Genomic DNA, 20,335 nt, shown 5'->3' with positions numbered 1-20,335 from the left:
AGACTGCCGCCGTGCTCTCGTTCGCCACGATTATTGGCAGCAGGCGCGCCGGTCCGCAGTGACCGCTCCGTACGACCAGGTACGAGCGGCCATCGTCGTCCTCGACCCGCGCGCAGACCTCTCGCACCCGCGAGGGGTTTTTCGCTTTTCTGGCCCACCCACAGCCGGGAGCGAGAGCGCGCGGGACCATGGGGGGATGGTGGAGCCGGTCATTCCGGTAACGACCGAGATCCGACACAGGAGCCTTCAGACCATGACCTCAACCAGCGAACTCGACGACTCGTTCCACGTCTTCGACACCACCCTGCGCGACGGCGCGCAGCGTGAGGGCATCAACCTCACCGTCGCCGACAAGCTGGCCATCGCCCGGCACCTGGACGACTTCGGAGTGGGCTTCATCGAGGGCGGCTGGCCCGGCGCCAACCCGCGCGACACCGAGTTCTTCGCCCGCGCCCAGGAGGAGATCGACTTCAAGCACGCCCAGCTGGTCGCGTTCGGCGCCACCCGCCGGGCGGGCGCGAAGGCCGCAGAGGACCCCCAGGTCAGGGCGTTGCTGGAGTCGGGCGCCGGGGTGATCACGCTGGTCGCGAAGTCCCACGACCGGCACGTCGAGCTGGCGCTGCGCACGACGCTGGACGAGAACCTCGCGATGGTGAGCGACACCGTCTCCTTCCTCACGGGACAGGGCCGCCGGGTCTTCGTCGACTGCGAGCACTTCTTCGACGGCTACCGCGCCAACCCGGAGTACGCGAAGGCGGTCGTCCGCACCGCCGCCGAGGCCGGCGCGGACGTGGTCATCCTCTGCGACACCAACGGCGGCATGCTCCCGGCGCAGATCCAGGCGGTCGTCGCCACGGTCCTCGCCGACACCGGCGCCCGGCTCGGCATCCACACCCAGGACGACACCGGCTGTGCGGTGGCGAACACCCTGGCCGCGGTGGACGCGGGCGCGACGCACGTCCAGTGCACGGCGAACGGCTACGGAGAGCGGGTCGGCAACGCGAACCTGTTCCCGGTGGTCGCGGCCCTGGAGCTGAAGTACGGCAAGCGGGTCCTGCCCGAGGGCCGGCTGCGCGAGATGACCCGTATCTCGCACGCGATCGCCGAGGTCGTCAACCTGACGCCGTCCACGCACCAGCCGTACGTGGGAGTCTCGGCCTTCGCCCACAAGGCCGGCCTGCACGCCTCGGCCATCAAGGTCGACCCGGACCTCTACCAGCACATCGACCCCGAGCAGGTCGGCAACACCATGCGGATGCTGGTGTCGGACATGGCCGGACGGGCCTCGATCGAGCTCAAGGGCAAGGAGCTCGGTGTCGACCTGGGCGGAGACCGGGAACTGGTCGGCCGGGTGGTGGAGCGGGTCAAGGAACGCGAGCTCGAGGGCTACACCTACGAGGCGGCGGACGCGTCCTTCGAGCTGTTGCTGCGGGCCGAGGTCGAGGGCAGGCCGCTGAAGTACTTCGAGGTCGAGTCCTGGCGTGCCATCGTCGAGGACCGCCCCGACGGCACCCACGCCAACGAGGCCACGGTCAAGCTGTGGGCCAAGGGCGAGCGCATCGTCGCCACGGCGGAGGGCAACGGCCCGGTCAACGCCCTGGACCGCTCCCTGCGCGTCGCACTGGAGAAGATCTACCCTCAGCTGGCCAAGCTCGACCTGGTCGACTACAAGGTCCGCATCCTGGAGGGCGTCCACGGCACCCAGTCCACCACCCGCGTCCTGATCTCCACGACGGACGGCACCGGCGAGTGGTCCACGGTGGGCGTCGCGGAGAACGTGATCGCCGCCTCCTGGCAGGCCCTGGAGGACGCCTACACGTACGGGCTGCTGCGGGCCAAGGTGGAGCCCGCCGAGTAGGCGACGGCCGTTCCGGGTGGCCGGATCCGGGTTCCCGCGCGCGGGTGCTCGGCGGGCGGTCCCCGGGCCGCACGGGCGGTCCCCGGCGAGCCTTGCGAGCTCGCCGAGGATCCCCGCACGGCTCACCGCAGCCGTATCCGCGGCCGTGTCCTACCGCAGTTGCCACTTCTGGTTGGCCGCCCCCGTGCACGACCAGATCTGGCCCCGGGCCCCGTTGGCCGACGAGTTGTCCGTGACGTCGAGGCACTTGTTCGCCGCCGTGTTCACGACATCACCGGTGGTGGCGTCGTACGACCACCGTTGGGCGCCGGTCCCGTTGCAGTCGTACAGCTGTGTCCTGGCGCCGTCGGCCGTCGACCCCCCGACCACGTCGAGGCACTTGCCGAGCGCCTGGATCGAGCCGTCCGGCCGGACCGTCCAGCGCTGTGCGGCCGACCCGTTGCAGTCGTAGAGCTGCACGGCCGTGCCGTTGGCCGCCGCGCCGCCCGCCACGTCCAGGCACTTGCCCGCGAGCCCGGCGAAGGACCCCGACCGGCTCGCGTCGCCCGAGGGCGTCCCCGACCAGGTGAAGGTCGCCGACGTCTTCCCCGGCAGCGAGTACGTGGCGTGCTGCGCACCCCAGTCGATCGTCACCGTTTTCGCGGCCGACGCGTCGTTGTAGGCGATCAGCGCCTTGGAGCCGTCCGGGTTGCGCCAGGCCACATTGGGCACGGACGCCGACGCCGTCGACGCGATCCGCCGGGCGCCCGGACGCACGAACTTCGTCAGGTGGCCCATCGTGTAGTACTCGATCGTGTAGTCGACGGTCCCGCTCGCCCCGTCCCCGTCGTGCACGGTGACCAGCCCGTCGCACGTCCCGCAGCCGCCGTTGTGCGGCCCCCGGTTCTGGTCCACGGCCAGCGACCACTTGGTCACCGACTTCGCCCAGTTGCGGGTGTAGTCGACGATGTTCAGCATGTCCTCGCGCTGCTGGTTCGCGATCCACGTGCCGCCGGAGTGCTCGGTGCCGAAGGCGTCCAGCTGCGGGTACCGGTCGTGCACCGACGTCTGCTTGGCGACGTCCCCGCCGTAGCCGTGCCAGGCGATCCCGCCGAAGTTCGGGTGCGCGCGGACCGCCGCGTCGTCCACCGTCTGCGCCGCGTACGCGTCGTAGGTGTCCCAGTTCCAGTCGTGGGCCAGGACCTTCGTCGGCAGTCCCGCCGACGCCAGCTTGGGCAGCAGTTCGTTCTTGGTGAAGTACGCGAGCCCCGACGCGTTCCAGCTCATCGACGGGTAGCCCGAGCAGCACGTCGGCTCGTTCTGCGCCGTCACGTACGCCACCGGTACGCCCTGGTCCCGGTAGGCCTGGAGGTACTTCACGAAGTACGACGCGTAGGCCCCGTAGTACTCCGCCTTCAGCCACCCGCCGTCGAGCCGGCCGCTGTCCTTCATCCAGGCAGGCGCCGTCCAGGGTGACGCCATCACGGTCAGCGCCGGGTTCAGCTCCCGGGCCCGCCGGGTCAGCGGCACCACGTCCGCCAGGTCGTGGGCGAGGGAGAACTCCGAGAGGTCCGGGTCGCTCTGGCCGGCCGGCACGTCGTCGTAGGTGTAGCCGAAGCGGGCGAGATCCGATCCGCCCATCGGATTGCGCAGGAACGACAGGCCGATGCCCTCGGTCGGCGAGAACAGCTTGCGCAGGGTCGCCTCCCGGGTCGTGGCGGACAGCGCCCCGCTGCCGTTCAGCAGCCAGGCCGCGGTGTCGGTGAACGACGCGCCGCCGCCGGTGAAGGTCTGGTACCCGGTGTTCTCGTCGACGGTGATGTTCTCGCCGCTGCCGCCGGCGCCCGCCTGGAAGGCGAAGGCGGGCTGGGCCTGCAGACCGCGGACCACGTGGCGCCCGCCGGCGTCGTCGGTGGTGGTGAGCCAGACCGTGACCTGCTCACCGGCCGCGTGCGCGGGCGCGGCGGCCGCGGTGATCCCGGCGGAGGTGAGCAGACCGGCGAGGAGCAGCCGGAGGACGCGAGTGGATCTCCTCATGGGGCGCCGCCCTTTCGACAGGTGGGGGATGGGGGCGTGCGAGGCGTGAGTAAATGACGGCTTCGAAGGCGCGTCAAGGGGTCGCGCGTTCATCTGTCGAACGAACAACGTCCCTGATCCGGACGGGTGTTGCGGCCGTACCAGTTCTGGCGTGAAGTCTTGACGGCGCAGCAGGGCACCAGTTAACTCACGGCGTGATCTAAGTCATGAGTGGACCACGAGAGTAGAGGGACGTTCCATGCGAAGAACCGCCCTGCTCGCCTCCGCCACCCTGCTGGCCGCACTGCTCCCGATGACCACCGCCGCCGGCGCGTCCGGCGCCGACGACCCCACCCCCGCCCCCGTCCCGATCGACCGCTTCGAGGGCGAGATCCCCTTCGCGAGCCCGCCCGCCGAGGGAATCTTCACCTGGGGCAGCGACACCGACGACCCGCCCGCCCTCCGGCTGACGGCCCGCGCGGACGCCCCCGAGGGCGACCAGGTCCTCACCGGCGACTACGACATCAGCGGTTACGGCGGCTTCACCCACGACTTCGCCTTCGCGGAGCCCGCCCACGACTGGTCCGCCCACCAGGGCCTCCGGTTCTGGTGGGAGGGCCGCGGCAACGGCAAGAAGATCGCCTTCGAGATCAAGGACGGCGGGGCGAACGGCGAGGCGTCCGAGCTGTGGACGACCTCCTTCACCGACGACTGGACCGGCTGGAAACAGGTCGAGATCCCCTTCACCGACTTCACCTACCGCACGGACTACCAGCCCGTCGGCGGCATCGACCACGTCCTCGGCCTCGACAAGACCTGGGGATACGCCCTCACCCTCCCCGTCGGTGTCAAGGGCGACTTCGCCATGGACGACGTGGAGCTGTACGGCCGGGCCGACCAGTCGCTGCGCGCCGCCGTCACCACCGACGCGGCCGTGTACCCGGTGGCGGAGGGCGGCTCGGCGGCCGTCACGCTCACCGTCGCCACCACCGGCGCCGCCCCTCTCGGCGACCCCGTCACCGTCGCCTACGAGACCGCCGCGACCGGCACCGCCGAGCCCGGCAAGGACTACACCCCGGTCACCGGCACCGTCACCTTCCCGGCGGGCACCCCCTCCGGCGCCACCCGCACCGTCCGCGTCCGCACCCTCGCGGACCACCGGGCCGAGTCCGCCGAGACCGTCCCGCTCCGGCTGACCGTCACCGGCGCCAAGGCGCCCTCCGAGACCCCGCAGGTCGTGGTCGACGCGCACGGACTGCCGTATCTGAACGCCAAGTTGCCGGTGAAGAAGCGCGTCGCCGATCTCCTGTCGCGGATGAGCCTCGCGGAGAGGGCCGGCCAGATGACCCAGGCGGAGCGCGGCGCGCTCACCGCGCCCGGTGACATCGCCGCCTACGACCTCGGCTCGCTGCTCTCCGGCGGCGGCTCGACCCCGACGCCCAACACCCCCGAGGCGTGGGCGAAGATGATCGACGCCTTCCAGCTCCGGACGCGGGCCACCCGCTACCAGATCCCGCTGATCTACGGCGTCGACGCCGTGCACGGGCACAACAACCTGGTCGGCGCGACCGTCATGCCGCACAACATCGGCATCGGGGCGACCAGGGACCCCGCTCTCGCCGAGCGGACCGGCGCGGTAACCGCCGCCGAGGTCCGGGCCACCGGGATCCCCTGGGACTTCGCGCCCTGCCTGTGCGTCAGCCGCGACGAGCGCTGGGGCCGCTCCTACGAGGCGTACGGCGAGGACCCGGCGCTGGTCGAGGCCATGGAGACGGTGATCCAGGGGCTCCAGGGCCGGGCGAACGGCGCGGACCTGAAGGACGACGACAAGGTGCTCGCCACCGCCAAGCACTTCGTCGGCGACGGCGGTACCGCCTACGGCTCCTCCACGACCGGCACGTACACCCTCGACCAGGGCGTCACCAAGGTCACCCGGCCGGAACTGGAGGCCGTCCACCTCGCGCCCTTCGAGACGGCCGTCGACCGCGGGGTCGGCACGGTGATGCCGTCCTACTCCTCGCTCGACATCGCGGGCGACGGGCTGGGGCCGGTGAAGATGCACGCCCGCGCCGACATGATCAACGGGGTCCTCAAGGACCGCATGGGCTTCGACGGGTTCGTCATCAGCGACTGGGCGGCCATCGACCAGCTCCCGGGCGACTACGCCTCCGACGTCCGGACGTCCGTCAACGCGGGCCTCGACATGATCATGGTCCCGTACGCGTACAAGGACTTCCACGCCACCCTTCTCGACGAGGTGGCGGCCGGCGGGGTCGCCGAGCGGCGGATCGACGACGCCGTCTCGCGCATCCTCACGCAGAAGTTCAGGCTGGGCCTCTTCGAGAAGCCCTACGCGGACACGAGCGGCGCGTCCGCCATCGGCTCCGCCGGGCACCGGGCCGTCGCCCGCCAGGCGGCCGCCGCGTCACAGGTACTGCTGAAGAACTCCGGCGGGGTCCTGCCGCTGAGGAAGAACCAGAAGGTGTACGTCGCCGGCTCCAACGCCGACGACCTCGGCAACCAGACCGGCGGCTGGACCATCACCTGGCAGGGCGCCTCCGGCGACATCACCGAGGGCACGACGATCCTGGAAGGGATGCGGAAGGCCGGCGGCGACGTCACCTACTCCCGGGACGCCTCGGCGGCCACGGACGGGTACGACGTGGGTGTGGTGGTCGTCGGCGAGACCCCGTACGCCGAGGGCGTCGGAGACGTCGGCAACGGCAACGACCTGGAGCTGACGGCCGCCGACCGGGCGGCCGTGGACAGGGTGTGCGCCGCGATGCGGTGCGCGGTGCTGATCGTCTCCGGACGGCCCCAGCTGATCGGCGACCGGCTCGGCGACATCGACGCGCTGGTGGCCTCCTGGCTGCCGGGCACGGAGGGCGACGGCGTGGCCGACGTCCTGTACGGCAGGCGGCCCTTCACCGGACAGCTGCCGGTGACCTGGCCGAAGTCCCAGGCCCAGCTGCCGATCAACGTCGGCGACACGGCGTACGACCCGCAGTTCCCCTACGGCTGGGGCCTGACGACCCTGAGCAGGGTGCCGCAGGGCGGGGTCGCCACCCTGAAGGGGCTCGGGGTCGCGGCGGCGGCGGCCGAACGGGCCGGGGCCGACGAGGTGGGACGCGCGCTGGTCCGCAAGGCCCGGCTCATCGTTCAGCGGAAGGTGGGCCAGGCCGTCACGGCGGCGGTCGCGAAACCCTTCGCCGACGCCGACCACCTGCTGCTGACCGGCCGGTACTCGAAGGCGGTGGAGCGGCTGACGGCGGCGTACCGGGCGGCTGGTCAGCCCGGGGATCCGAACGGGTCGCTTTCGGCGGCTTTCGGGTAGCTTCGAAGTATGAAGGTCGCCCCACCGACCCGAAGCTCCGCCGGACCGCTGATCGCACTGGCGCTCGCCGTCCTGACCGCTCTGGCGGTCCTGACGGCGGGCGCCCCGCGCGCCACCGCGGCCACGAGCGTCTCGGCGATCGCCGCGTCCCTCCGCGAGAGCCCGGTCTACGTCGACCCGGAGGCGAGCGCCCAGCTCTCCCAGGCGGAGGCGCACGCCCTGCAAAAGCAGATCGGGGACGCCGGCAAGCCCCTGTTCATCGCCGTGCTGCCCGCCGACTACCCCACGGCTGACCTCTTCACGGATCTGCGCACGGCCACCGGCGTGACCGGTCTGTACGCGATCCGCCTCGGCGACCGGTTCGACGCCCGCGCCGACTCCTCGGTCCTGTCCCGCACGGCCGTCCGCAATCTGGTCGCCAGTGTCCAGGGCGAGGACGACGCCACGACCCAGCTGACCGACTTCACCGACCGGGCCCTGGCCAACATGGGCGGCTCGGCACCGAAGAGCTGGAGCTCCTCGGGCGGCGCCGACGGGATCTCGTCCACCGCACTGATCACGGCGGGCGTGGTGCTGGTCGCCGGCGGAGCGGGCGCCTACACCCTCGTACGGCGCAACCGCCGACGGCGGGCGCAGGAGCGGCGGGCCGCCCTCGACCGGCTGCGGGTCGTCGTGGACGAGGACATCACGGCCTTCGGAGAGGAACTCGACCGCCTGGACTTCCATCCGTCCGAACCGGGTGCCGACGACGCCATGCGCGCCGACTACGAACGCTCCCTGGACGCCTACGAGCAGGCGAAGTCGTTCATGGCGGCGGCGACGAGACCCGAGGACGTCCGCGCCGTCACCCAGGCGCTGGAGGACGGCCGCTTCTCCCTCGCCCGGCTGTCCGCCCGCCGCGCGGGCCGGCCGTTGCCCGAGCGGCGGCCGCCGTGCTTCTTCGACCCCCGGCACGGCCCCTCGGTCGCCGACGCCACCTGGACGCCGCCCGGTGGGGCCACCCGCGAGGTCCCGGTCTGCGCGGCGGACTCGACCCGGCTGGCCGACGGCCGCGACCCGGTGATCCGCGAGGTCGACAGCGACTACGGTCGCCGCCCGTACTGGGAGGCGGGCCCCGCCTACGGCCCCTGGGCGGGCGGCTACTTCGGCGGTGGCATCCTGCCCGGCCTCCTCGTCGGCACGATGCTCGGCGGCATCATGGCCGGCCCGTCCTACGCCTCCGACTACGGCACCGGCTACGGCGACTTCGGCGGCGGCTACGAGGGCGGCGACGTCTCCGGCGCCGACTTCGACCCCGGCGACTTCGGCGGCTTCGGGGGCGGTGGGGGAGGGGACTTCGGCGGAGGCGGCGGGGGCGACTTCGGCGGAGGTTTCTGAACTCCGGCCGGTTCCGGACCGGTACCCGTCACGGGCCCGGCGCGCGACGGCGCCGGGCCCGTGACGTCCTACGGCTGAGCGGTGTGCGTCAGAGGGAGGCCGCCGCCGAGGCGATGGCCGAGGCGAAGGTGGAGACCTCGGAGTAGACGCCGGGGGCGTTGGCCCGGGCGCAGCCGATGCCCCAGCTCACGATGCCGACCTGGACCCAGGCGTTGGCGGAGTCCCGGCGGAACATCGGGCCGCCCGAGTCGCCCTGGCAGGTGTCGGTGCCGCCGGCCGTGTATCCGGCGCAGATCTCGTCACTGGCGACGAGGCCGCTGTAGCCGCTGTACGTACGACAGGTCGCGTCGCTCACGAACGGCACGGTGGCCTTGAGCAGATAGCGCTGCTGGGCGCCGCCCTCGCTGGCGGAGCCCCAGCCGGCGATGGTGAAGGTGCCGGTGTTGTACTGCGTGGTGGTGGCGATCTTCAGCGTGGACTGGGTGGTGATGGGCGAGGCGAGCTTGATGAGCGCCCAGTCCTTGCCGTTGCCGTTGTAGCCGGGGGCCCGGTACACGTAGGTCGACTTGACCTGGACCCGGCCGGTGGTGGACTGGAGGTCCACGACGCCGGCGGTGGCGGTGATGCCGGTGTTGGCGCCGGTGCCGCTGACGCAGTGCGCGGCGGTCAGCACGATCTGCTGGGTGTAGAGAGCTCCGCCGCAGCCCATCGAGAGCCGGACCATGAAGGGGAACTCGCCCTGCGCGGCCCGGGTTCCGCCGACGACGGGGGCGGGGGCGGCCTGTGCGGACGACAGGGGCTGAAGGCTGGCTATGGCGAGGGCGGCCGCGCCGACGGCTGCGCATCTCTTGAGCGCGGTGAGGAGCTTCTTCAAGGTGCTGCCTTCCGTGGGGGGGTTGGCTTGACGAGAGCATGTCAACGCACTGCGCACACCGCAAAGAAATATCCATGTGCTGGCATGGTCAGGTCAAATCTGTTGCTGGATTATGGGAACCCCGCAAGCCCTCGCACAAGGGGGCTGAATCAGCCACATCCGCCCACCGCGTCCTCGCCCGGCCCAGGGGGCCCGCGCCTACCCGCCGGGGCCCCGCCGGTCCACCGGGACTCCGCCCGATCGTGGGGGTCACGCCCGCCTGCCGGCGGCTGGTGCCGCACCCGTCCGACCGGCGGCCGCGCCCGCCGGGGGCGAGGCCCGGCCGCCGGTGCTCCGTGAGCCGGCGTCAGTCCTGGACCGCAGCCTTGGCGAAGTTGAGCAGCGCCTCGAAGTCCAGCGCACCCGGATCCCCGTGCGCGTTCTCCGGTACGTGCATGTGCCCGCACACCCCCTTGAACGCGTTCCACCGTTCCCCGGTCATCCGCTGACCGCCCGCGTTGCCGGCGGACTTCGGGTACGCGGGCCACAGGGCCGGGCCGCGCAGCGGGACACGGTGGTGGATGTGCATCCACGCCAGGTACTCGGCGACGGCGCGCAGCGCCCACTCCGGCGCCTTCGGCCAGTAGACGTGGGCCTGGTCGCGGGCCTTCCACTTGGCGTGCGTGTCGGGGTCGCAGGTGCCGACGAGCTCCGCCTGGCAGACGTTCAGCGTGTTCGTCTCGACGCCGCCGCGCTTGTTGACCAGCGCGCGGGAGGAGACGTCGATCTCGAAGTGCTGGTACCACTTCAGCTTCCTGGCGGCGAAGTCCGGCACGGCCGTCAGGTTGGGCGCGGCCGAGCCGCCCCCGTAGTCGGGCAGTGAACGCCCTTCGGTGGTGTGCAGGACGACGACGTTGACCTCCATGGGGTCACCGCCGAAGTCGTCCTGGTACCAGTGGTCGCGGTTCGCGCCGGGGTAGTGCTGGGGTCCGGTCCTGGTGCTCATGCCTCGCGACTGTGACACGGAACACGGAAAGGGGCCGGGAGCTCTTCGCTTCCGACCCCTATTAGCCGTTTTACGCCGTATTCGTCCAAGCGCTTACGCGTTCTTGATCGCCGAGATGTCGAAGTTCAGCTTGATCTTGTCCGAGACCAGCACGCCACCCGTCTCCAGCGCCGCGTTCCAGGTCAGGCCCCACGCCGAGCGCAGGATCTCGGCCTTGCCCTCGAAGCCGACGCGCTCGTTGCCGAACGGGTCCTTCGCGGCGCCGTTGAACTCCAGGTCGATGACGATCGGCTTGGTGACGCCGAGGATGGTCAGGTCGCCGGTGATCCGGTAGTCGTCGCCGCCCAGCGCCTCCGCCGAGGTGGAGCGGAAGGTCATCGTCGGGAACTCGTCGGTCTTGAAGAAGTCGGCGCTCTTCAGGTGGCCGTCGCGGTCGGCGGACCCGGTGTCGATGCTGTCCATCGTGATGTCGAGGGAGGCGGTGGACTTCGACGGGTCGGCGCCGTCCAGGTGCAGCGCGCCGGTGAAGTCGTTGAACTTGCCCTTGACGTTCGTGACCATCGCGTGGCGCGCGACGAAGCCGAGGGTCGAGTGAGCGGGGTCGATCGTGTAGTCGCCGGTCAGGGCGGCGAGCTCGGGGCTCACCGTGGCGGTGACGGTCTCGTCGGTGTTCTTGCGGCCGAAGATTGCCATGACATGCTCCTTGGGGACGGGAAGACCGAGGATGTTTAATCTTCAACGAGGTCAACAAGGAAGACGGTAGACCTATTCCGTTCAATGTTCAACATCTTCCGCCCGTGTCGTCGGTTCCCCTGTGAAACGGCGGACCCCGGACCGCCGTCCGGACCCCCCGTGTCACTCCGGGGAGGGCATGCGCGCCGGGAATGTGAGGCGGGTCTCAGCGCCGGGGTTTGTGTGACCCCTACAAGGCCCGGCCCCTCTGAGCAGTCGGAACGGCTGCATGGCTGCCCGGTTCTGTTCAGGGCTACCAGGAAAACGCGCCGGAGACTGTACGGAGTCGACGTCCCTCTTTCCTTGGTGGGCTTCGTAAGGTCACTACATGACCGTTTTGGAAGAGACGACGGGCGAGCTGACCGCGGAGCCTTCGGAGCCCACGGATGCGCGCGGCCGCGTGGCCGAGCTGCACGAGATCCGTGCCCAGGCGCTGGCCGGACCGAGCGAGAAGGCGACCCAGGCGCAGCACGCTAAGGGCAAGCTGACCGCCCGGGAGCGGATCGAGCTGCTCCTCGACCCGGGTTCCTTCCAGGAGGTCGAGCAGCTGCGCCGGCACCGGGCGACCGGCTTCGGCCTGGAGGCGAAGAAGCCGTTCACCGACGGTGTCATCACCGGCTGGGGCACGGTGGAGGGCCGTACGGTCTTCGTCTACGCCCACGACTTCCGCATCTTCGGCGGCGCGCTGGGCGAGGCCCACGCCACGAAGATCCACAAGATCATGGACATGGCCATCGCGGCCGGTGCCCCGCTGGTCTCGCTCAACGACGGCGCCGGCGCCCGTATCCAGGAGGGCGTCTCCGCCCTCGCCGGCTACGGCGGCATCTTCCAGCGCAACACCCGGGCGAGCGGGGTGATCCCGCAGATCTCGGTCATGCTGGGCCCCTGTGCGGGCGGCGCGGCCTACAGCCCCGCCCTCACCGACTTCGTCTTCATGGTCCGCGAGACCTCGCAGATGTTCATCACCGGGCCGGACGTGGTCAAGGCCGTCACCGGCGAGGAGATCAGCCAGAACGGCCTCGGCGGCGCCGACGTGCACGCCGAGACCTCCGGCGTCTGCCACTTCGCGTACGACGACGAGGAGACCTGCATCGCGGAGGTCCGCTACCTCCTGTCGCTGCTCCCGCAGAACAACCGCGAGAACCCCCCGCGCACCGAGTCCACCGACCCGGCCGACCGCCGCGGCGACGCCCTGCTCGACCTGGTCCCGGCGGACGGCAACCGGCCGTACGACATGACAAAGGTGATCGAGGAGATCGTCGACGACGGCGAGTACCTGGAGATCCACGAGCGCTGGGCCCGCAACATCATCTGCGCGCTGGCCAGGCTCGACGGCCAGGTCGTCGGCATCGTGGCCAACCAGCCGCAGGCCCTGGCCGGCGTCCTGGACATCGAGGCGTCGGAAAAAGCTGCGCGCTTTGTCCAGATGTGTGACGCTTTCAATATCCCGATCGTCACCTTCCTGGACGTGCCCGGATTCCTCCCGGGCGTCGACCAGGAGCACGGCGGAATCATCCGGCACGGAGCGAAGCTGCTCTACGCCTACTGCAACGCCACCGTGCCGCGGATCTCGCTGATCCTGCGCAAGGCCTACGGAGGTGCCTACATCGTCATGGACAGCCAGTCCATCGGCGCCGACCTCACCTACGCCTGGCCGACGAACGAGATCGCCGTGATGGGCGCCGACGGTGCCGCCAACGTCATCTTCCGGCGTCAGATCGCCGAGGCCGAGGACCCCGAGGCCATGCGGGCCCGCATGGTCAAGGAGTACAAGTCCGAGTTGATGCACCCCTACTACGCGGCGGAACGCGGTCTGGTCGACGACGTCATCGACCCCGCCGAGACCCGCGAGATCCTCGTCCGGTCGCTGGCCATGCTCCAGTCGAAGCACGCGGACCTGCCCTCGCGCAAGCACGGCAACCCCCCGCAGTAACCCGGCAGCTCCAACGGGTAACCCACTGGATTCCCTGCGGAAACCTCATCCACGGAGACTTGCACCCATGAACGCTCCCGACATCCGCGTCGAGAAGGGCCACGCCGAGCCCGAGGAAGTCGCCGCCATCACGGCGATCCTCCTGGCCCGCGCGGCCGCCCAGCCGTCGCCCACCGAGACCCACCGAGGCCGCCCCAGGGCAGGCTGGCGCCGCCTGGAGCGCGAGGGCGGCTTCCGCGCCCCGCACAGCTGGCACTGAACCTCGCACGTCGCGCGAGGGCCCCTCTCGTCCGAGAGGGGCCCTCGCGTCTGCGCTCACGCCGGCGGCCGACACACACGGCGAAGGCCCCGCGCACGGCGAAGGCCCCCTCCGGGCGGAGGGGGCCTTTCGGCTGTCTGCGGCAGGTGCTACCGGAGCCGGGCCATCAACGCGTGCTCCACGAGCGTGATCAGCGCCGACTTGGCGTCCGCGCGGTGGCGGGCGTCCGTCGTGATGATCGGGGTGTCGGGGCCGATCTGAAGGGCCTCGCGCACCTCGTCGGGCTGGTACGGCTGCGAGCCGTCGAAGCCGTTGAGGGCGACGACGAACGGCAGGCCGCTGTTCTCGAAGTAGTCGACCGCCGGGAAGCAGTCGGCGAGACGCCGGGTGTCCACCAGCACGATCGCGCCGATCGCGCCGCGCACCAGGTCGTCCCACATGAACCAGAACCGGTCCTGGCCGGGCGTACCGAACAGGTACAGGATCAGGTCCTGGTCCAGGGTGATACGGCCGAAGTCCATGGCCACCGTGGTGGTGGTCTTGTCCCCGGTGTGGGTGAGGTCGTCGATGCCCGCCGACGCGGACGTCATGACGGCCTCGGTGCGCAGCGGGTTGATCTCCGAGACAGCCCCGACGAACGTGGTCTTGCCCACGCCGAAGCCGCCCGCCACCACGATCTTCGCGGAAGTGGTGGAGCGGGACGGACCCCCGCTAGAGCTTGCGAAGTCCACTGAGCACCCTTTCGAGCAATGTCACGTCTGGCTGGCCGCCGGCGTTCTCGTCGCCGCCGGGCTGATGGATGGCGACCAGTCCCGCCTCCGCCAAGTCGGCGACGAGGATCCTGGCCACGCCGAGAGGGATGGTCAGCAGCGCCGAGATCTCGGCGACCGACTTGATCTCTCGGCAGAGGTTGCAGATCCGCTGATGCTCGGGCAGTTGGCCCTGCATCTGGTGCGGCTGCGCGGTGGTGTGCACCAGCGCCTCGATGGCGAGCTGGTAACGCGGGCGGGTCCGGCCACCGGTCATGGCGTACGGACGCACGAGCGGGTTGCTCGCCGACCCGGCGGGCGCCGACTCCGGGGCGCGGCGATGCGGTTGCACGGGCTGGATGCGCGGCGCCGACGGCTGGTCGTACGGGGACGGCCCGGGACCCTGCGGACCCTGGGGCGTGTACGGCCGCTGCTGGCTGGGCGCGGAGGGGAAGTTGTAACGGTTCGGGTTCTGGGAACCGTCGCCCTGGCCCTGGGCAGGACCGTACGACCAGTTGCCCGAATTCGAACCGCCTGGGGGTGTTGCCACTCTCTCTCCTCCTCCGATGTGCCTGGCACCCATCACGTGGAAGCCGCGTCCCGAAACCCTACGGCCTCAGGACGCCAAAACGCACCGTTCGTTTGTTAGTTGAGAAGGCTCCCTTGGAGCTCCGCACGAAGATCGGGGGTCAGAACCGAACCGGCTCGGTCCACCAGAAGGGCCATCTCGTACCCAATGAGGCCGATGTCCGCCTCGGGATGCGCGAGAACGGCGAGCGAGGAACCGTCGGAAATGGACATGAGGAAGAGGAATCCCCGCTCCATCTCCACAACCGTCTGGTTCACGCTGCCGCCCTCGAAGATCCGGGAGGCGCCTGCCGTCAGGGACGTCAGACCGGAGGCCACGGCCGCGAGCTGGTCGGCCCGGTCGCGGGGGAAGCCTTCGGACATCGCCAGAAGGAGTCCGTCGGCGGAGACCACCACCGTGTGGGACACCCCCGGGGTGTTGTCCACGAAGTTGGTGATCACCCAGTTCAGGTTCTGTGCCGCCTGGCTCATCGGGCTCACACTAACGCTCCTGGTTGTAGGTGCTGTCAGGACCGAGGCCCTGGCCGTTCGTTTCACTGCTGCCTGCGTTGCGTCCGCGCTGGACGCCCCGACGCAGGTTGCTCAACCTGCCTCGGACGTCCTCCGGGGCGCGGGAGACCTGGGGGCCTCCCTGGGGGGTGCTCTCGGCGGCGCCCTCGATCAGATTGGCCTTGGGCACCCGCCGCGGCAGGCCTGAGGAGGTGACCCCGCCCGCCTTCGGCTTCTTCAGGCCGGAGGCCTGCTGCCAGCGCTCGTCGTTGGCCGAGCGCCAGACGTCGCCGCCGCCGTTGCTCTCCGCGGGGGAGGCGGCCGGCTCCTGCTTCGCGGGCCGGGCGCCGTTCGTACCGCTCGCGGCGGCGCCGCGGCGGGGGAGACCGGCGTCGGTCAGCGCGTGGGAGGCGGAGGAGGTCGGTCCCGGACGGTCGAAGCCTACGCGGTTCTGCTCACCCGCGTCAGCGGCCTGCGCGGATTCCGCTTCCGGAGCGTACTGGTCCTGGTAGCCGTTCTGGTAACCGTTGGTGTGACCGGTCGTGTGGCCGTTCTGCTGGGGCCAGTCGTCCTGGTAGGGCTGCTGCTCCTGGTACGGCTGGAAGCCCTCGGACGCGCCGGCCGGGGCCGCCGCCCGGTTGTCCTGGCCGGACTCCGCATACGCGGGGTCCGGGTAGCCGCCGTTCGACGCGAAGCCGTCGTTCTGCGGAAGGCCGCCGTTGCCGGAGAAGGACTCGCCCTGCGGCATCCCACCGTTCGGCGCGAAGTACTGGTCGTCGTACGCCGGGCGCTGCTGCTCCTCGTACGACGTCTGCTGGTCGAACGCCGCGGGCTGCTCGGCGTACCCGGCCGCACCGTTGTCGTAGCCGGCCCCGGCGCCCTGCTGGGCGGGATCGAAGCCGTTCTGCGAGGCGTCGTACGACTGCTGCTGCCGGGGCGCCTCGAAGCCCTCGGCGGACTGCTGCCCGCTCGGCTGGCCCGGCTGGGACTCCAGGGCCGCACGGCGCTCCTCGCGCATCAGCGAGCGGCCCACCGGGTCCAGGTCGCGGATGTCGTCGGGGACCTCGTACTGGCTGTCGTCGAAGCCGAGCTCCGCCGCGGTGCGCATCGGCAGACCGGTGTTGAAGTCCTCGCCGCCACCGCCGTAGTTCTGCTCCGGGATGATCTGGGAGACGGTGAACTCGTCGCGCGGCTGCTGCTGCTCGCCACCACCACCGTGGGTGATGGCGTCCGGCAGCATGACCAGCGAGGTGGTGCCGGCCTGCTCGCCCGAGGGGCGCAGCTGGACCCGGATACCGTGCCGGTCGGACAGCCGGCCGACCACGAACAGGCCCATGCGCTGCGAGATCGCGGCGTCCACCGTCGGCGGGTTGGCCAGCTTGTGGTTGATGTCCGCGAAGTCCTCGGCGGTGAGGCCGATGCCCTTGTCGTGGATCTCGATCATGACCCGGCCGTCGGGGAGACGGGTGGCGGTCACCCGGACCTTGGTCTGCGGCGAGGAGAACGTCGTGGCGTTCTCCAGGAGCTCGGCGAGCAGGTGCACGAGGTCGGTCACGGCACGGCCGTGGATCTCGGCCTCGGGGACGCCGGACAGCTCGACGCGCTCGTACTGCTCCACCTCGGAGGAGGCGGCGCGCAGCACGTCGACCAGCGGGACCGGCTGGTCCCAGCGGCGGCCCGGCTCCTCGCCGGCGAGGACCAGGAGGTTCTCGCCGTTGCGGCGCATACGGGTGGCGAGGTGGTCCAGCCGGAAGAGGTTCTCCAGCTGGTCCGGGTCGGCCTCGTTGTTCTCCAGGTCGGTGATCAGGGTCAGCTGGCCCTCGATCAGGGACTGGTTGCGGCGCGAGAGGTTGGTGAAGATCGCGTTGATGTTGCCCCGGAGCAGAGCCTGCTCGGCGGCCAGTCGGACGGCCTCGCGGTGGACCTGGTCGAAGGCGCGGGCGACTTCGCCGATCTCGTCCCTGGTGTTGATGGGGATCGGCTGGACACGGGTGTCCACCCGGCCCGGGTCGGTGCGCGAGAGTTGGTCGACCAGCATCGGCAGGCGCTGCTCGGCGATGCCGAAGGCGGCGTTGCGCAGCTGGCGCATGGCCTGGCTCATCTGGCGGGCCATGAGACTGGCGACGATGAAGGCGGCGAGGAGGGCGATGATGACGATGGCGCCGTTGATGATGGCGTCGCGCTGCGCGTCGGAGGCGATCTCACCGGCGTCGGTGACCGCGCGGTCGATGAGCTCGCTCTCGACCTGGCTGTAGCCCTCGAACTTCAGCGTCGCGGCCGCCATCCAGGCGTTGGCGGTGACGCCCTGCTCGGCGAGCTTCGACGGCTCCTGCCCGCTGGCGATCGCCTGGATCATCTTGTCCATGGTCGGCGGAGCGGTGAACTCCTCGCCGGCGGCCTCGGCCTTCTCCTTCGCGTCGGCGACCTGCTGCGCGCCCTCTTCGGTCTTCTCCTTCATGACCTCGGTGAGCCGCGCGGCGTCCTCGGTGGTACCACCGGAGACGTACTCCTGCTGGGCGATGCCCTCGAGGTAGGCGTACGAGGTGAAGGCGGTGAGCTGCTGCCGGTAGACCGTCTCGTCGGGGCTGGGCCGGACGAGCAGGTGCATGCCGATGGCGCGCTGGAGGGACTCGGCGCCCTTGGCCAGGGCGACCGCGTAGACGGTGCGGCCGTAGGCGGTGATGTTGCCGGTGCCGAGACCGAGCTCGTTGGAGAACTCCATCAGCAGGTGTTCGACGGCGACGTAGCCCTCTTCGGTCTTCACCGGGTCCAGCGCCTTGGTGTAGGCGGCCGCGCGGATCTTCGCGAGTGTCGGCTCGGCCTCCTCCACCAGCTTCAGACGGCGCTGGAGGCCTTCCTTGTCCGGCATCCCGACGACCTCGTCGTGGAAGGCGGTGGCCTTCGCGTCGGTGGTGGCGCGGGCCGCCTTGACCGTCGGGTCGTCCTTGGTGGACTGGAGCAGCGGCTGGGCGCTGACGTCCCGCTCGTTGAGCAGGGCCTCGGCGTACTCGCCGGCGGCGGCCACGATCTTCGCCGTCTTCTCGGCGTCGCGGGCCTCCTGCCAGGTGTCGATCGAGTTCTTCACCTGGAAGCCGCCCATGACCAGGCCGACCATCACGGGTATGAGCAGGATCGCGTTCAGCCGGGTGGGCACCCGCCAGTTCCGTGGGGAGAGACGGCCGCCGCTCTTCGCGGGGGCGGACGCCGGCTCCGGACCGGACACGGGGGCGGGCGCCGCTCCGCGCGGCGGCGGGGTGAAGTTGCCCCGGGCCGCCGGCTCGGGACTTTGCTTGCTTCGCCTCACTCGACCAACAACCTCTCGGCGGTCGGCACCTTCGTCGTGCCGCAGTGTCTCAGAGCCCGGTCAGCCATCGACCATCAGTACGTCATTGACTATTGGGCAGTTCAGGCATTCCAGCACGACGACCAGCGCTCTTCCAAACATGGGAAAGCGCTGGTTCGATGTGATGTAAGCCCCAGATAAAACGGTCAAAAAGAACGAGCCCCGCCAAAAGGCGGGGCTTTCGTGCGCGCAGTGAGACCAAGCGACCGCGACGCGTGTCGGTACCTGTGGATTCCACTGCCGAAACGTTATGAACACCGGAGCCGACCGTGTCGAAGGCCACAGTCGGCTCCAGAGCGTCTACGACAACTGCCGTACGGCACCGGGTGCTTGAAAGTTACCGCAGTCGCGCCATGAGGGCGTGCTCGACCAGCGTGATCAGCGCCGACTTGGCGTCCGAGCGGTGCCGGGCGTCCGTCGTGATGATCGGGGTGTCCGGTCCGATCTGCAGCGCCTCGCGCACCTCTTCCGGCTGGTACGGCTGCGAGCCGTCGAAGCCGTTGAGGGCGACGACGAACGGCAGGCCGCTGTTCTCGAAGTAGTCGACCGCCGGGAAGCAGTCGGCGAGACGCCGGGTGTCCACCAGCACGATCGCGCCGATCGCGCCGCGCACCAGGTCGTCCCACATGAACCAGAAGCGGTCCTGACCCGGCGTACCGAACAGGTACAGGATCAGGTCCTGGTCGAGCGTGATACGGCCGAAGTCCATGGCCACCGTGGTGGTGGTCTTGTCCCCGGTGTGGGTGAGGTCGTCGATGCCCGCCGACGCGGACGTCATGACGGCCTCCGTGCGCAGCGGGTTGATCTCGGAGACGGCGCCCACGAACGTGGTCTTGCCCACGCCGAAGCCACCCGCCACCACGATCTTCGCGGAGGTGGTGGCCCGCCCCCCGTCAGAGCTTGCGAAGTCCACTGAGCACCCTTTCGAGCAGCGTCACGTCTGGAGCGCCACCGTTGTTCTCGTCGCCGCCCGGCTGGTGGATGGCCACCAGTCCGGCTTCGGCGAGGTCCGCGACCAGGATCCGCGCCACTCCCAGAGGCATGGCCAGGAGAGCCGAAACCTCCGCGACCGACTTCACCTCACGGCACAGATGACAGATGCGCTGGTGCTCCGGGAGCAGCCCCATGAGCGCTGCCGGGTCGGCCGTGGTGCTGATCAGCGCCTCGATGGCGAGCTGATAGCGCGGCCGCGTCCGGCCGCCGGTCATCGCGTACGGACGCACCAGCGGCTGGTCGCCCTCATCCCCGTACGGCTCCGCGTACGGATCATGATGGGCGGTGGGCGGGGTCATGAATCCTCCGGGCGGGACAGCATTCGCGGTCAGTCGTGCCGTCCGTCGAGGCCGGTGGGGGGATTGTGTCGGCCGGACGGTGATTTCGTGAGGCGGGTAGTGCTCGGGCGGGTCAGTGGAGCAGACTGCCCTGGAGTTCGGCGCGCAGGTCGGGCGTGAGGACCGCGCCCGCGCGGTCGACGAGCAGCGTCATCTCGTAGCCGACGAGGCCGATGTCGCACTCGGGGTGCGCGAGAACGGCGAGCGACGAGCCGTCCGAGACGGACATGAGGAAGAGGAATCCTCGCTCCATCTCGACGACGGTCTGCGCGACGCTGCCGCCTTCGAAGATCCGGGACGCGCCGGCCGTCAGCGAGGTGAGCCCGGACGCGACGGCCGCCAGTTGATCGGCACGGTCGCGCGGGAAGCCCTCGGACATCGCGAGCAGGAGCCCGTCGGCGGACACGACAACGGTGTGGGACACCCCGGGGGTGTTGTCCACGAAGTTGGTGATCAACCAGTTCAGGTTCTGTGCCGCCTGGCTCATC

At 70.4% G+C, this 20,335-nt stretch carries 16 protein-coding genes; 5 read left to right on the top strand and 11 right to left on the bottom strand.

Annotated elements, in window-relative coordinates:
• The first annotated feature begins 253 nt into the window (after positions 1-253).
• Entirely contained in the window at positions 254-1,858 is a 1,605-nt protein-coding gene (gene cimA, locus OG440_RS10610; protein ID WP_406006594.1) for a citramalate synthase, read from the top strand.
• 150 nt (positions 1,859-2,008) lie between these two features.
• Here cimA and OG440_RS10605 read toward each other — a convergent pair whose 3' ends face one another.
• Positions 2,009-3,874 carry a ricin-type beta-trefoil lectin domain protein gene (locus tag OG440_RS10605; RefSeq protein WP_406006593.1) on the bottom strand — a complete coding sequence of 622 codons (1,866 nt, stop codon included), beginning with the start codon at positions 3,872-3,874 and terminating at the stop codon, positions 2,009-2,011.
• Positions 3,875-4,112: 238 nt separating this feature from the next.
• Here OG440_RS10605 and OG440_RS10600 point away from each other — a divergent pair, with 238 nt between their 5' ends.
• Together OG440_RS10600 and OG440_RS10595 are read left to right on the top strand one after the other, a co-directional pair.
• The gene (locus OG440_RS10600; protein ID WP_406006592.1) at positions 4,113-7,187 is read left to right on the top strand and encodes a glycoside hydrolase family 3 protein; all 3,075 of its coding nucleotides are present in this window, start codon (positions 4,113-4,115) and stop codon (positions 7,185-7,187) included.
• 9 nt (positions 7,188-7,196) lie between these two features.
• Entirely contained in the window at positions 7,197-8,564 is a 1,368-nt protein-coding gene (locus OG440_RS10595) for a hypothetical protein (protein ID WP_406006591.1), read from the top strand.
• 88 nt (positions 8,565-8,652) lie between these two features.
• Here the strand turns inward: OG440_RS10595 and OG440_RS10590 are convergent, their stop codons facing one another.
• From OG440_RS10590 to OG440_RS10580, 3 genes are all read right to left on the bottom strand, one after another.
• Complete coding sequence (locus OG440_RS10590) at positions 8,653-9,438, bottom strand: S1 family peptidase (protein WP_406006590.1); 786 nt, start codon at positions 9,436-9,438, stop codon at positions 8,653-8,655.
• Between the two features lie 346 nt (positions 9,439-9,784).
• Complete coding sequence (locus OG440_RS10585) at positions 9,785-10,423, bottom strand: hypothetical protein (RefSeq protein ID WP_406006589.1); 639 nt, start codon at positions 10,421-10,423, stop codon at positions 9,785-9,787.
• A 93-nt stretch (positions 10,424-10,516) separates the two neighbouring features.
• Entirely contained in the window at positions 10,517-11,116 is a 600-nt protein-coding gene (locus tag OG440_RS10580) for a YceI family protein (protein WP_406006588.1), read from the bottom strand.
• A gap of 367 nt (positions 11,117-11,483) precedes the next feature.
• Here OG440_RS10580 and OG440_RS10575 point away from each other — a divergent pair, with 367 nt between their 5' ends.
• Positions 11,484-13,088 (top strand): acyl-CoA carboxylase subunit beta, encoded by a 1,605-nt coding sequence (locus OG440_RS10575; RefSeq protein WP_406006587.1) that lies wholly within the window; start codon positions 11,484-11,486, stop codon positions 13,086-13,088.
• A 67-nt stretch (positions 13,089-13,155) separates the two neighbouring features.
• Entirely contained in the window at positions 13,156-13,347 is a 192-nt protein-coding gene (locus OG440_RS10570) for an acyl-CoA carboxylase subunit epsilon (protein WP_406006586.1), read from the top strand.
• Positions 13,348-13,496: 149 nt separating this feature from the next.
• Here the strand turns inward: OG440_RS10570 and OG440_RS10565 are convergent, their stop codons facing one another.
• The 7 genes from OG440_RS10565 to OG440_RS10535 all read right to left on the bottom strand — a co-directional run bounded on the left by OG440_RS10565 (position 13,497) and on the right by OG440_RS10535 (position 20,334).
• Positions 13,497-14,078 (bottom strand): ATP/GTP-binding protein, encoded by a 582-nt coding sequence (locus OG440_RS10565; RefSeq protein WP_054239772.1) that lies wholly within the window; start codon positions 14,076-14,078, stop codon positions 13,497-13,499.
• Positions 14,059-14,646, bottom strand: coding sequence for a DUF742 domain-containing protein (locus OG440_RS10560; RefSeq protein WP_406006585.1), 588 nt, complete (start codon positions 14,644-14,646; stop codon positions 14,059-14,061). Before OG440_RS10560 ends, OG440_RS10565 begins: the two co-directional genes overlap by 20 nt.
• Positions 14,647-14,741: 95 nt before the next feature.
• On the bottom strand, positions 14,742-15,155 hold the full coding sequence (locus OG440_RS10555; RefSeq protein ID WP_037737006.1) for a roadblock/LC7 domain-containing protein: 414 nt from the start codon (positions 15,153-15,155) through the stop codon (positions 14,742-14,744).
• A 10-nt stretch (positions 15,156-15,165) separates the two neighbouring features.
• On the bottom strand, positions 15,166-18,477 hold the full coding sequence (locus OG440_RS10550) for a nitrate- and nitrite sensing domain-containing protein (protein ID WP_406006584.1): 3,312 nt from the start codon (positions 18,475-18,477) through the stop codon (positions 15,166-15,168).
• 376 nt (positions 18,478-18,853) lie between these two features.
• Positions 18,854-19,429 carry an ATP/GTP-binding protein gene (locus tag OG440_RS10545; protein WP_054239771.1) on the bottom strand — a complete coding sequence of 192 codons (576 nt, stop codon included), beginning with the start codon at positions 19,427-19,429 and terminating at the stop codon, positions 18,854-18,856.
• Positions 19,410-19,808: a DUF742 domain-containing protein gene (locus OG440_RS10540; RefSeq protein ID WP_009190816.1), complete on the bottom strand. Its 399-nt coding sequence runs from the start codon at positions 19,806-19,808 to the stop codon at positions 19,410-19,412. Before OG440_RS10540 ends, OG440_RS10545 begins: the two co-directional genes overlap by 20 nt.
• A gap of 112 nt (positions 19,809-19,920) precedes the next feature.
• Complete coding sequence (locus OG440_RS10535) at positions 19,921-20,334, bottom strand: roadblock/LC7 domain-containing protein (RefSeq protein ID WP_020128762.1); 414 nt, start codon at positions 20,332-20,334, stop codon at positions 19,921-19,923.
• Between the last annotated feature and the right edge of the window lies 1 nt (position 20,335).

Origin of the sequence: Streptomyces sp. NBC_00637 (genome assembly GCF_045161545.1) — a bacterium.
Classification (GTDB): domain Bacteria; phylum Actinomycetota; class Actinomycetes; order Streptomycetales; family Streptomycetaceae; genus Streptomyces.
The sequence above is the reverse complement of the archived record's forward strand: the minus strand, read 5'-3'. Positions and strand labels throughout refer to the sequence as shown.

Excerpts from the sequence above, each read along its gene's own strand:
- OG440_RS10535 (WP_020128762.1), bottom strand. The coding sequence starts at position 20,334 with ATGAGCCAGGCGGCACAGAACCTGAACTGGTTGATCACCAACTTCGTG.
- OG440_RS10555 (WP_037737006.1), bottom strand. The coding sequence starts at position 15,155 with ATGAGCCAGGCGGCACAGAACCTGAACTGGGTGATCACCAACTTCGTG.
- OG440_RS10585 (WP_406006589.1), bottom strand. The coding sequence starts at position 10,423 with ATGAGCACCAGGACCGGACCCCAGCACTACCCCGGCGCGAACCGCGAC.
- OG440_RS10600 (WP_406006592.1), top strand. The coding sequence starts at position 4,113 with ATGCGAAGAACCGCCCTGCTCGCCTCCGCCACCCTGCTGGCCGCACTG.
- cimA (WP_406006594.1), top strand. The coding sequence starts at position 254 with ATGACCTCAACCAGCGAACTCGACGACTCGTTCCACGTCTTCGACACC.
- OG440_RS10575 (WP_406006587.1), top strand. The coding sequence starts at position 11,484 with ATGACCGTTTTGGAAGAGACGACGGGCGAGCTGACCGCGGAGCCTTCG.
- OG440_RS10605 (WP_406006593.1), bottom strand. The coding sequence starts at position 3,874 with ATGAGGAGATCCACTCGCGTCCTCCGGCTGCTCCTCGCCGGTCTGCTC.
- OG440_RS10540 (WP_009190816.1), bottom strand. The coding sequence starts at position 19,808 with ATGACCCCGCCCACCGCCCATCATGATCCGTACGCGGAGCCGTACGGG.
- OG440_RS10570 (WP_406006586.1), top strand. The coding sequence starts at position 13,156 with ATGAACGCTCCCGACATCCGCGTCGAGAAGGGCCACGCCGAGCCCGAG.
- OG440_RS10595 (WP_406006591.1), top strand. The coding sequence starts at position 7,197 with ATGAAGGTCGCCCCACCGACCCGAAGCTCCGCCGGACCGCTGATCGCA.
- OG440_RS10580 (WP_406006588.1), bottom strand. The coding sequence starts at position 11,116 with ATGGCAATCTTCGGCCGCAAGAACACCGACGAGACCGTCACCGCCACG.